Source organism: Terrimonas sp. (assembly GCF_003075435.1).
Taxonomy (GTDB): Bacteria; Bacteroidota; Bacteroidia; order Chitinophagales; family Chitinophagaceae; genus Agriterribacter.
On sequence record NZ_QCZJ01000004.1, the window covers coordinates 199696 to 212655 of the forward strand.

General features: G+C 39.7%; 12 protein-coding genes. 6 read left to right on the forward strand and 6 right to left on the reverse strand.

Features of this window, described 5'->3' with window-relative positions:
* Positions 1-15 precede the first annotated feature (15 nt).
* Positions 16-804, reverse strand: coding sequence for a zinc-dependent peptidase (locus DC498_RS06830; protein ID WP_116873398.1), 789 nt, complete (start codon positions 802-804; stop codon positions 16-18).
* Positions 805-1295: 491 nt separating this feature from the next.
* Between DC498_RS06830 and DC498_RS06835 the strand changes: the two genes are divergently transcribed.
* Positions 1296-2393 (forward strand): Gfo/Idh/MocA family protein, encoded by a 1098-nt coding sequence (locus DC498_RS06835; protein WP_116873399.1) that lies wholly within the window; start codon positions 1296-1298, stop codon positions 2391-2393.
* 127 nt (positions 2394-2520) lie between these two features.
* Positions 2521-5889 (forward strand): reprolysin-like metallopeptidase, encoded by a 3369-nt coding sequence (locus DC498_RS06840; RefSeq protein ID WP_116873400.1) that lies wholly within the window; start codon positions 2521-2523, stop codon positions 5887-5889.
* A gap of 24 nt (positions 5890-5913) precedes the next feature.
* Here the strand turns inward: DC498_RS06840 and DC498_RS06845 are convergent, their stop codons facing one another.
* Positions 5914-6684: a cupin domain-containing protein gene (locus DC498_RS06845; protein ID WP_116873401.1), complete on the reverse strand. Its 771-nt coding sequence runs from the start codon at positions 6682-6684 to the stop codon at positions 5914-5916.
* A gap of 17 nt (positions 6685-6701) precedes the next feature.
* Complete coding sequence (locus DC498_RS06850; protein WP_116873402.1) at positions 6702-7007, reverse strand: hypothetical protein; 306 nt, start codon at positions 7005-7007, stop codon at positions 6702-6704.
* 80 nt (positions 7008-7087) lie between these two features.
* Between DC498_RS06850 and DC498_RS06855 the strand changes: the two genes are divergently transcribed.
* Complete coding sequence (locus tag DC498_RS06855) at positions 7088-7531, forward strand: hotdog fold thioesterase (RefSeq protein WP_116873403.1); 444 nt, start codon at positions 7088-7090, stop codon at positions 7529-7531.
* A gap of 2 nt (positions 7532-7533) precedes the next feature.
* On the opposite strand, the gene DC498_RS06860 is transcribed toward DC498_RS06855, so the two are convergent.
* Positions 7534-8919 (reverse strand): aldehyde dehydrogenase, encoded by a 1386-nt coding sequence (locus DC498_RS06860; protein ID WP_116873404.1) that lies wholly within the window; start codon positions 8917-8919, stop codon positions 7534-7536.
* A 41-nt stretch (positions 8920-8960) separates the two neighbouring features.
* On the reverse strand, positions 8961-9584 hold the full coding sequence (locus tag DC498_RS06865; RefSeq protein ID WP_116873405.1) for an NUDIX hydrolase: 624 nt from the start codon (positions 9582-9584) through the stop codon (positions 8961-8963).
* 26 nt (positions 9585-9610) lie between these two features.
* Here DC498_RS06865 and pyrE point away from each other — a divergent pair, with 26 nt between their 5' ends.
* Positions 9611-10243 carry an orotate phosphoribosyltransferase gene (gene pyrE, locus DC498_RS06870; protein ID WP_116873406.1) on the forward strand — a complete coding sequence of 211 codons (633 nt, stop codon included), beginning with the start codon at positions 9611-9613 and terminating at the stop codon, positions 10241-10243.
* Between the two features lie 61 nt (positions 10244-10304).
* Positions 10305-10655 carry a heavy-metal-associated domain-containing protein gene (locus DC498_RS06875; RefSeq protein WP_116873407.1) on the forward strand — a complete coding sequence of 117 codons (351 nt, stop codon included), beginning with the start codon at positions 10305-10307 and terminating at the stop codon, positions 10653-10655.
* A gap of 381 nt (positions 10656-11036) precedes the next feature.
* On the opposite strand, the gene DC498_RS06880 is transcribed toward DC498_RS06875, so the two are convergent.
* Entirely contained in the window at positions 11037-12032 is a 996-nt protein-coding gene (locus DC498_RS06880; protein WP_165813778.1) for a helix-turn-helix domain-containing protein, read from the reverse strand.
* Positions 12033-12380: 348 nt separating this feature from the next.
* On the opposite strand from DC498_RS06880, the gene DC498_RS06885 reads away from it, so the two are divergent.
* A complete protein-coding gene (locus DC498_RS06885) occupies positions 12381-12899 on the forward strand; it encodes a plastocyanin/azurin family copper-binding protein (protein ID WP_165813779.1) in 519 nt (172 codons plus the stop codon).
* Positions 12900-12960 lie beyond the last annotated feature (61 nt).

Below are 12960 nucleotides of genomic sequence, written 5' to 3' on the forward strand. Positions count from 1 at the left end.
CACCTTTTAATAGCATTAACTATTGTCAACTTCATCCTTTTTAAATATTGCTTCCAGCATATTATACAGTTCCGGATGTTTTCTTTGCATCAGGTCTGGCCGTTCAAAAAAATATTCTGACACAACTGCAAAAAATTCCGCCTGGTTGGTGGCGCCATAGGGGTTGATGTCAGATCTATCCTGCATAATATCCTTAATGTTTTTCCGCATCATTTCAACCCAGGGTAAAATATACCGGTGCTGTAAAAATACCTCAGGTATACCGTCTGTATCGCCATCTGTTTTATCGATCAGGTGTACAAATTCATGAAGCGCAGTATTGTTTTTATCTGTTTTGTTGCTGAAACCTTCTCTTAATGCATGCTTTGAAAGTATCATTACGTGGTTCAAAGCGCCGGAGCCGATCATGCCCATAACAGGACGGTCGTTGCCGGTTTGTTCGAACTGTTCGTTAAAAGTTTCAGGGTATAATAATATTTCGTGCAGGTTGATATATTCCCAATCCGGAAATGCGAATATGGGGATGATAGCGCTTGCGCCAATCAATACCCTGTCAATATCTTCTACTTCAGTACCAACCCCTGTTATTCTTACAGAAGATAAAAAATGCTGTACTCTTTCCTCGAATTGTAATTTATATGGTTCGCTTAATTTTTGATAGAACATAACATTTTGCAGAAGTAATATTTTGTAATCGCCTGGTAATTCTTCAATAAATTTTTTCTTCCTGCTTTTAGCAGAAAGGCGGAAGAGAAATGCAAACAATGCTGTTGCAAAAAGAAAGAATATGATTATGTTCTGCATATGAGAGCAAGGTAATAAAATAGTAAGAGAGGAAGAGCGTAAGGAATCACCAACTTAACTTTAATGCTGACAATAAAATGAAATCACTCTTTTCGTCATTGAGGGTCCGCCCGTATGAAGATTGAATTAAAAGTACCTTGCGGAGGGTGAAGCAATCTGTTGGGTGGGCAGTAATGCAAATGTTGAGCATTGGTAATATTGCCCGGCAGATATCTCTCCCGCCAGAAGATGCCTTAACTTAATATAACGTAAAGGCGGGATCGATATGACGCATAGCCTCATCCATATTTTAAACCCACCGGCATGAAGATTGAGTTTAAAAGCATGTTACAGCGGTGAAGCAATTTTCCTGGCTTTCAGCAGTTGAGAATACTGTCTCTAACCCGAAACGGTTTTTATTTTCTTAATGTTTTAATCACGCTTATGCTGATATTATTTATTAACTTCCAGACCTGTAATAAACGGTCGTTTTTATTTTTAAAAAATTCCATATGAGCAATCTTTCACGGAGAAACGTCATTAAGTCGTTAACGCTTGCAGGTGCGGGCGCTATTATATCACCAAAAATATTATGGTCGTTTCCTAAAAAGAAAGATAAGCTTGGTGTGGCATTGGTAGGGCTGGGATATTACAGCACAGATCTGCTTGCGCCGGCATTGCAGCAAACAAAGCATTGCTACCTGGCGGGCATAGTAACCGGCACGCCTTCCAAAGCAGATACCTGGAAGCTAAAATATAATATTCCTGATAAGAATATTTATAACTACCAGAATTTTCACGAGATAGCCAATAACGATGATATTGATGTGGTATATGTGGTGTTACCACCTTCTATGCATGAAGAATATGTGGTGAAAGCCGCAAACGCAGGTAAGCATGTGTGGTGTGAAAAGCCGATGGCAATGACAGAAGCTGAATGTGCCCGGATGATTGAAGCCTGCAAAAAAAATAAACGAAAGCTGGCGATCGGGTATCGCTTACAGCATGAGCCTAATACAAAGGAGTATAGAAGAATAGTAAATAATAAGTTGCTTGGTAAAGTATTAAAATTAGAAGATGCTGCGGGATATGTTGATAACAGAACCAATCACTGGAAACAAACCAGGGAGTTGGGCGGTGGTGTTATGCTTGATATGGGCGTGTACGCAATACAGGGAGCGAGATTAGGAACAGGAATGGAACCATTGTCTGTTGTCTCCGCAAAAACTTCTACGACAAGACCGCATATTTATAAAGATGGTTTGGCAGAAACCGCTATTGCTACATTGGAGTTTCCTGGTGGAGTAATGGCAAACATCAAAACCAGTTTTGGTGAAAATGTAAACTTTATGAATATAACCTGTGAGAAAGGGATTATAGCAATGGCGCCATATTCAGCGTATGCCGGTGTAAAGGGGAAAAGCCCGCTAGGTGATATAAATACGCCTTATGAAACACCCTGGCAACAGGCAAACCAGATGGATGATGACGCGCAATCCATTATGAATAATAAGCCAATGCTTGTGCCGGGGGAAGAAGGTTTACGGGATATCAGGATTGTGGAAGCTATTCTGAAATCAGCAGATACAGGTCGGTCTGTTAAATTGTGACCTGAAATAATGTTGTGATTCCCCCTTTTTTATAACTACGGTTACTGCTGTTAATTTTTTTGCAGCGTATTATCTTATCTTGTGTTGTCGCTGTTACTGCATTGATAAGCACATCAAACCGGATTTTATGAAAAGACCGCCAAAACTATTATTGCTTTGCCTTTTTTTTGTATCGCTCCAACATATTCTTTTTGCTCAAACCAATAAATTTTATGCTGATTACGATTCTCCGGGTATTTCAAAAAGAGGGGCAGAAATAACAAATGACATTAAGAAATACAGGATCGTAAAGCAGGATATCTCAGCTATACAATCTTTCCGTCAATCTTCAGTTGAAAAAAAGACGTCCAAAAATGAACGGGTTGGTGTTATCTCAATACCATTGGAAAATAATACGGATGTAGAGTTCAATATATCACCTGTTAAAACTTTATCAGAAGAATCGAAATCGGTTTTCACCCAGATACAAACTTATACCGGCATTTCTGCAGACGGCAGAATGAAGCTCAGGCTTACACTCTCGCAACTTGGCATGATGGGTTCGGTGAGGAATAAGGATGAAGGCACTCTTCATTATTTTACTATCCTTGATAACCGGCAGCCGGATGTGTTGATAAGTTTTAATGCCGCTGATGTTGTTGCTCCGTTGCCCATAACCTGTGGAACAAATGATATCAGTGCTTTGCAGGAAGATGTGGCAGGCTTGATTCCCTCAAAACGTACATCAGGTGATTGTATGTTACGTACATATCGCTTTGCTGTTTCTGCAACGGGTGAGTATACGCAGTGGGCAGGCAATCAAAGCAACGCGGTTGCTTTGATTACAGCTACAGTAAATAATATTAATGAGATATATGAAAATGATTTTACCATTCATTTTTCACTTGTAGCACAGTTGTCTAATATATATACTGATACAGCCGCAGATCCTTTTCTTACAGGAAAGGTATTAAATAGTAGTACTATTATTCAGAATAATGAGGCATTGAATAATAATACCGGTGCAGCTAATTATGATGTAGGAATAGTATTTGGTTATGGCTGGAGCGGTGGACTTGCCAGCTTAAATGCAACCTGTACAAATGGTAAGGGCCAGGCTGGCGGTGGGCTGAATTCGGGGTTTACTTTAGGTTCTTCCGGATCAATATTTGATAATGTTATTGCACACGAAGTAGGGCATCAATTTTCAGCCACCCATACCATGGCTGCCAGCAACGGGGGATGCGGTGCAAATCTACAAGCTACTACTGGTTGGGAGCCTGGCGGGGGTTCTACCATTATGGCTTATGCAGGCACCTGCAGCGGAAATGCATATCAATCCAGTTCAGATAATTATTTTCATGGAGGATCAATAGCGCAGGTACAAAATTTTGTAATAAACGGTAATGGAAAATTATGCGGAGCAAAAACTTCTTCGGGAAATAATGCTCCGGCTGTTACAGTTGCATCACTGTCTTACAATATTCCTCACAGTACACCTTTTGTATTAACTGCTGATGCAACTGATGCAGATGAAGATAATGTGCTTACGTATAACTGGGAACAGGTGGATGCTGTAGGAGGCACAGGTATATCCACACCGCCGCAATCCTCGTCAACCAGTGGACCGCAGTTTCGCTCTTTTATACCATCTGCTTCATCTGAAAGATATTTTCCCAGGAGAGAAGTGCTGCTTGACAGAGCCAATGGTACGTATGACGTACTGCCGGCAGTAGCGCGTACATTACATTTTAAAGTAATGGTAAGAGATAATAATGAAGGGTCAGGCTGTCTGGCTTATGAAGATGTAACAGTGAATGTGCAAAATTGTGGTGCTTTTGAAATTACCAATCTCTTAACCCCTGATGCTTTTGTAGCTAATGGAACAAATACAATGGCAATAACCTGGAATACTGCTACAGCTTGTATAGCGATGCCTGCAATAGATATTTTATTTTCTACTGATGGTGGAATGACGTACCCATACACCATATTATCCAGTACGGCTAATGATGGAGCTGAAACTTTTATTGTGCCCAACCTGCCAACAGATAAAGGCCGGTTTATGATAAGGTCTGTGGGTAATATTTACTATAATATCAATGCTGCCGATATAACCATTGTATCAGGTTGTATTGCCAGCGGAACATCTATTACGCCTGCAACGGATTTTACTGCACCCGGCGCCGGCGACGCTTCGTTAAACCTTATTGAATCTCCGGTATATGGTTCCTCAATAAGTTTACCCATTACCGGCACTATTACAACAACTGATTTGCCGGGCAATCTTTCTTTTTATGATAATACTGTTTCTTCATGCAAAGGTCCCAGCAATAGCAACTATTATGATATAATCAATTTCTACCCTTCTGTAAGCGGGAACTATACATTCCGTTTGGTCTCTCCAACATCAAACGGTATCATTACTCATATTTATGTTGACAATTATTTGCCAAACGAGGTTTGTGCCAATTTCATAGCATCTTCCGGAAAAAAACTTACAGCTGAAGGAAACACTGTAACACTGTCAAATGAAGTAACGGCTTCATTAACGGCAGGGTTAAAATATGTACTTGTTGTTTCTTCATTCAGTCATTCAACTCCTGCGCTACCTGCTGATTATTCCATTAACCTGGTCTCAACTCCTGCAGGTGGCGGGATATATTCCGGCAAAATAAATCCGGGACTTAATTACGGTTATGTTATAGTTGATAACAGCACCGGAAATATTGTTGATATAAAAGTTGTTGCAGACCTCACAGATCATACCAGGTATCTTTCAGATAAAGCATATACAATTTATGGTATTTCGTCTTCTGCAACGGCGGCATCGCTATCATCTCAATATGCCGGCAGTTCATTTAATGATCTAAGAACAGATGTAAATGAACAGGCAGGCGGTTTATGCGCACAACTTTCTTCCAATAGCAGGAGAGTGGCGATAGGCAATGCTGTGTTGCCGGCAGATATGCTGAGTTTCTATGGTAAATTGATCAACAACTACCAGGCTTCGCTTTCGTGGAATGTGTCTTTTGAATATAATGTAAAGGCGTATGTTTTGGAGCGCAGCATTGATGGAGTATCATTTGTTGATGCGGGAAGTGTTGCGCCGTATAACCTGAACAGTGCTGTAGCACAAATATATTCTTATACAGATAAATCAATCCCTGCCGGTGCTGTAAAAGTTTTTTACCGGTTAAAAATTCAGGATATAGATGGAACAACAACTTATTCACCAGTAGTAATACTTCAGTTGAACAGAAAGTGGTCTGCACGTATTTATCCAAATCCTGTTCAGCATACTGCACTTACACTTTTTGTGGATGCTTTGTCAGCAGATAAGGTAGTATTAGAAGTGGTAGATATGTCGGGCAGAGTGGTAATCAATAAACCGGTGAAACTGAATAGAGGAAATAACCGGATCATGCTTCCTGTTCAGCATTTAACCAACGGAATGTACCTGCTGCATATAAAAGGCCACGCAGAAAAAACTGTACTTAATTTTATAAAGAAATAAATTCAATGCTAAGCGGTGTTGTTATTATTGCCATTGAAATGCAAAGTACTCGCATTCGCTGTCACCCAGGTTTTTTAAAGCATGTGGAATGCCACTGTTCAGGAAAATGAGGTCACCAGGTGCTGCCTTATGAAAAGTATTTCCAATCTGCATTTCAATCTTCCCTTTTCTGATAAGGATAATTTCTTCCTGCCTGTGAGTGTGTGGTGCATGGCTTACCTGCCCTTGTTTTAGTGTTGTGGCATGCATGTCAAATTTTTCAAACAATACGGTAGGCTGAATAAAATGTTCCCTCCTGAATCCCCTGTCGGTTGTTAATACTTTTACTTCATTCCAGTCAACCATCAGTGAAGGGATAGCTTTTGTATTTGCCGTAATAGAGTCTGTACCTTTTTTTGTATACTTCAACAGGTAGTAGCTTGTTTTTTCTTTTCCGGCATTAACTGCTTCATGAATATCTCCCGGCATAGACAATGCCACACCGCCCGGCCCCAATATTTTTGTTTTACCGGCAATGGTTACTTTAAGGCTACCTTCTTTTACAATGATCAGTTCTTCGGTATTGGCATGTTTGTGCGGAGGGTGTGCAGATCTGCCCGGTTCCAGTATAGTGATATGGGCTTCCAAATTGGAAAGATAGGGAGTGTAACCATCCAGTATCTGTATTCTGTACCTGCTTGAATCGGTAATAACAGGCAACTCATTTACATAATATACTTTTGAAGGAATACTATCTGCCTGAGCATACGAGATGATAGTTGCCGGCAGCAGCAAGAGTGTATATAAATATTTCATGATGGCAGGAAGATGTTTTATAAAACAATATACAAAAATACAGGCAAATCAATATAGCGGGATGGTTTAAGCATATGGTATCTGTAAAAAAAACAGATAGAAGTAAAACCAATAATGGCGAAGCATAGTAAAACCGCCCTGCTTCTTTTGCTTTCAATCCTGGAAATAAGCAATGCTATATAGATGATTAATATACCTCCTGCGATAAACATCAGCGTAGACACAAAAGGATTGAGCCCCATTATTATACTCCCGTTCAGGAAATAAAACTCCAGTATCATAACAAGGGTTATAAGTATAAAGGCAATGATGATCTTTGTCATAATTACTGATATTAATACAGATAGGATACCAACTATTCTTTAATTTTCAATATTATTCAGGCTAAATCATAACACAGTATATGGCTAATATATGGTTCAAAAAGGAGTTTTCATTGGAAAAATTGCAGCAAACCAGTAAAGGCACAATGGCTGAATACCTGGATATTCTTTTTTCAGAAATCGGAGATAACTACATTAAAGCTACAATGCCGGTTGATCATCGTACCAGGCAACCCTATGGATTGTTACATGGCGGTGCTTCTGTTGTGCTGGCGGAAACACTGGGCAGCGTGGCCTCTTCTTTGGTAATTGACATGGAAAGATCATTGTGTGTAGGTTTGGAAATCAATGCAAACCATATCCGTGCTGTCAGAAAGGGACTGGTAACCGGAACGGCTACCCCAATACACCTCGGGGCTTCAACACATGTGTGGGAAATTAAAATTCATGATGAGCATGGAAAGCTTGCCTGTATCAGCAGGCTTACGGTTGCTATACTAAAGCGAAAAGACAACAATGACTGATATTACCCTATTATTTTTTTTATCCATTTTAATTTTCCCGATAGCGGGGGATATTTAATAGCAGGATCAAACCAGGTTGGCGTTTTCATAACCGGTTTGGCATGGGTAAAAGTCAGGAATCCGTATTTGCCGTGGTATGCGCCTGCTCCGCTTTGTGCTATTCCTCCAAAAGGTAAATAATGGTTAGTGAATTGCCATGCGGTATTATTAATGCAGCCGCTTCCAAAACTAATGGTATTTATCCAGAATTGTTCAGTTTGGCTGTCTCTCGTAAAAAGATAGAATGCCAACGGATTATCATTGCGTTTTACAATATTTACAGCTTCCCTGGTTGTTATATAAGAAATGACCGGTAACACAGGCCCGAAAATTTCTTCATGCAGAACAGGTGCATCTGCAGGTATGTCAACAAGAATGGTTGGTGCAATGAATAGTTCTTTGTGGTCAACTTCACCACCTGTAAAAATTTCGCCATCACTTAAATAAGAACAAATTTTCTCAAAACGTTTTTGAGAAATAATCCTTCCGTAATCTGCACTTTGCTTTGGGTTATCTCCCCAAAAATTTTTTACATTATCGCTTAATGCCTGCAGTAGTTTAGTTTTTACATTCTCATGCACAAGCACATAATCCGGCGCAATGCAGGTTTGTCCTGCGTTAATGAATTTTCCTACTGCAATTCGTTTAGCCGCAATTGTTATATCCGCGTCTTCCTCTACTATAGCAGGGCTTTTTCCGCCCAGCTCTAATGTTACCGGGATAAATTTTTCCGCTGCCATTTTATAAATGCTTTTGCCAACCCCTGTGCTTCCTGTATAAAAAACATGATCAAACCGGAACGCATTCATCATTTCCGGCACAACGGTTTCTCCTTCGCCATTTATTACTTTTATATATTCTTCAGGAAAAAAATCAGTGATCATCTTTTCGATAAGTGTTGCTGTGGCCGAAGCCAGTTCGGATGGTTTTAAAACAACACAGTTACCACCTGCTATTGCACTGATAAGCGGTATCAATACCAACTGGAGCGGGTAGTTCCATGCCCCGATGATTAATACCACACCCAAAGGGTCATGGTATATTTTACCGGAAGAAGGAAAATTTACAAGATTGGTGCGGGCTGTTTCGGGTTTCATCCACGTTTCAAGGTTTTTAAGCGCTGTTTTCAGTTCTGATAATACCAGCCCATTCTCAGTTACATAGCTTTCCTCTTTGCTTTTTCTTAAATCAGTATGCAGCGCATTAAAAATGGCTTCTTCGTTTTGTAAGACCATCTCCTTCAGCTGCTTCAGTTGCTGCCGGCGAAAGGAATAATGCTTTGTTGCGCCGCTTTCAAAAAAATGGCGCATTCGTGTCAATTGGCTTATTACTACAGGCGTGTTTTGCATACAGCAGGTATTGAATTTTTAAAATGAACCCCCGTTTACAATTACTGCCCGGCGGTTTTTAATACATCTTTTATAGATGGAAAAGTATTCCTGAGTTTTTCGCCGATAGCGTCCTTGTTAACCCAGGTTATTTCGAAAATATCTTCTTCTGTTTGCGGTGTAGTCTTTTGATTAGAAGATGCATTCATCAGGTACCAGTAAGATTCTTTAAGAATATGTTTTCCAAAATCATTATAAGTATGATAGGTGGTTATGAGAAAGTGTTGAACAGTAATGTTTTTTAAACCGGTTTCTTCTTCCACTTCCCTTATCGCGCAGGATTTAAGGTTTTCTCCTTCTTCCAGCTTGCCTTTGGGTAAATCCCATTTACCTCTTCTGAAGATCATTAATGTTTCTCCTTTTTCATTTTTTACCAAACCGCCCGCAGCCAGTATGATGGTAAAATGCTTCCAGAACATTTTTTTTAGCTTTTCAATATCTTCACTGTAAAGAATACCTGAATGAAAATCAGGTTTGGCAATTTCATGCAATAGTGATTTTATTGCCGGTGTTGTAACCTCGTCAATAAATATGGCATCAGGATGATGGCGATGTGCTTCAATGGTGCTGTTTATTTCATCGCAAAGAAAAACAGGCTTATCATCAAAGTATATTTTCAATACCATAATTTCAATTGTATTATTTTCGCAGCATGACAAACGAAAAAGCCGTCGCCGAAAAGCTGCTACAAATTAATGCTATCCGGCTGAATCCCCAACAACCTTTTACATGGGCGTCCGGGTGGAAAAGTCCTATCTATTGTGATAACCGTAAAACATTATCATTTCCCTATATCAGGGATTTTGTAAAATCTGAGCTATGCAATGTGATTTTTGAAAGTTTCCCGGATGCGGATCTGTTGGCCGGCGTTGCTACTGCCGGTATTGCATGGGGCGCCATGGCAGCGGACCAGTTAAAGCTTCCTTTTATTTATGTAAGACCTAAGCCCAAAGAACATGGTTTGGGTAACCAGATCGAAGGATATTATGAAGCAGGGCAAAAAGTTGTGGTGGTGGAAGACCTTATTTCAACCGGTAAAAGCAGCCTGCAGGTTTGTGATGTGCTGAAGCAGCAGGGGTTACAGGTGGAAGGAATGGTATCAATATTTACCTATGGTTTTGACGTAGCCGCGGAGGCGTTCGCAAAAGCAGGGGTTACGCTTAAATCGCTTACTAACTACAACACGCTGATAGCGCTTGCACTGGAAAAGAATATTGTAACGGCAGATAATGAAAATACCTTGTTAAACTGGCGGGAAAACCCGGCGCAATGGACAGGTGCATAAACTGTTGTTTAAGAAATTGTGTATCTTTCTGTATTATAATTAAACCAGTAAAACTATACCAATGAAAAGAATATTCGTTCTCCTCGCATTTATCTGCGGAATAACAATGAGTGTAAATGCGCAGCAACCTAAAAAACCGGTTACGGTAAAAATTTCAACGCCAACTGTACAATGTGAGCAGTGCAAAAAAAAGATTGAAAATTATATGAAGCAGGAGGAGGGGATATCTAAAATCAATGTTGACTTTAAAAGAAAAGTTACTACAATTACTTACCTGCCTGAAAGAACAAATATTGAAAATGTAAAAACCGGCATTGCCAATGCAGGATACGACGCTGATGATGTAAAGGCAAATGAAGATTCTTATAAAGCACTGCCCACCTGTTGTAAAAAACCGGAAGATCAGAAATAGGGTACGGATTTTTGAAAATACTGATAATGAGAAGAGGCTGTCTTTTAACGGGCAGCCTCGTGGGTTTATAGGCATGCAAACATTGCTGATTTTAAAAAAAACTGTGCTCGAAGCTTGCGCTTCAAGACACAGTTAACCGTGAAACCCCTCAATCCATCGGTTTTTCACCGGAGTTACAGAATATGATTTTAAAAAGCGATGTTATTGTGCAAACAAGGTTTCACAGGGCACTGATCGCATTAATAAGTTCCAATGGATTGAGGATTATTTCAAATGCGGTGCAAAGATATAGGGGTAAACAGGCTTGCTGTTAGCCCACTGAGGCATAATATTGCTCCTAAAAGACACTGTTAAAGGGAAGTTGTATTTGAAACCGGAAGATTAATTGCTGTTGATTTTGCCAGGGGTAATTTTAAATTTACTCTTAAAGGCTCTTGAAAATTTGCTGAGATTATTATAGCCCAGCAGGTATCCTACTTCTGATACATTCATTTTTCGTTTTTCAAGCAATTCTTTAGCCTTATACATCCGCACATTTTTGTAGTATTGATAATAAGACTGACCAAACATTTGCCTGAATAATTTTTTAAACTTGGTAGGAGACATGCCTGTTCTCTTCGCCATTTCTTCTATAGGAGGACACCCGAGCTTGTATCCTTCGGATAATTGCTTTCTTACTTCTTTGAGTTTCACAACGTCATCAGGGTGAATTTTGACAACATCGGAAGCATTTCTTTGTTCAATCCTGCTTAATATCTGGTAACAAAACTCAAGCGTTCTTGAATGTATGAGAAGATTATTAAGCCTGTCATCATTCATTTCTTCGTCAATATCTTTAAGCATCTGAAGCAGGGATGCATCAAGATATTCCACATGGTAAATGGGTTTGTCCTTATCAATAATTGATTGAAGCAGGTCGTGTTGCCTTTCGGGTTGCCTCGCTATAAAATCTTTAACCCTGTCGTGAGAAATAATAATGTATATGACATGATAATTTTTTCCCGGCTCAATAAAAAATGAAGAAGAAAGCAAAGGAGAGCTGAAGTATATTCCTTCCTCGCTGGTATAGCCTAATTCAAATTGTTGATCAGTAATAGTAGTTTCTATAGATTGCTCACCCAGGTTCGATAAAAGTATATAATGACCTTTATCAAAATCAGGTACCGGGTCGCGTTCAAATATCACAGGTTGGTGAAAAAATGCTTTCATTTTCCGCACGCCAAGTCCCCAGTCAATATCTACTTTATAAATGGTGCCTTTACCAATTTCATTATCAAACGACAGGCTGTTTTCATTAATAGTAGCCTTTAATGAAGCAGTAACCTCCGGAAGCCATGTGCCCGGATTTGTATAATGAATGATCAAAGGCTCTTGCATACCCATACGTTTGGAAAATGGTGTTACTGCAGGCTAAAGAAGATAATTGCTTGCATATTAAAAATACGCAAAATAATCAGTAGAAGGTAAGTATGTTCACCCGGAGAAAGCGCAGAAGTGTTTGCCCTCTTCCTGCTCTCCATACCTCTTCTTCAGAAATCCATACAGCACCGGTGCGTGGTGGTGCGGTCTTCTGCTTATGAATACACATCACGCACATACACTGAAAGTTACTGCTGCAACAAAGGCAAAAGAAAAGCGTGATGCATTGTTTTCATAATAAAACCTCTATAATTTTCCTTTTCCTTTCAGATTTGCGCCGTACATTTGCAAAAAATTTTTTAAGCCATGAAATTAATTAAATACGCAATGATTGCCGGTGTTGTAAGTCTTGCAGCATGCGGTGGTGGCGATGAGTCAAAGAAAGCTGACCAGCCTGCCGAAGAGCCAAAAACAGAAACGCCTGCAGAAACTACTGCTCCTGCTTCTGATGAGGCAGTTCTTGAAATTACAGGTAATGATTTAATGAAGTTTGACAAAGCAGAGCTTCGCGCCAAAGCAGGTCAGAAAGTTAAAATTACTTTACACCATGAAGGTAAACTTGCTAAAGAAGCAATGGGACATAACCTGGTGATACTGAAATCAGGTACTGATATTGCTGCTTTTGCTGCAAAAGCTGTTGACGCAAAAGCAACAGAGTATATTCCTGCATCAGAATCTGCAAATATTATAGCGCATACCAAACTTATTGGTGGTGGCGAAAGCGATACTATTGAATTTACTGCTCCTGCAGCAGGCACTTATCCTTTTATCTGTAGTTTCCCCGGTCACTACGGATTTATGAAAGGTGAATTTATTGTAGAGTAATCACTATAATAACACTGCTATAACAAAGCCCACTGCTGAATACAGTGGGTTTTGTATTTGT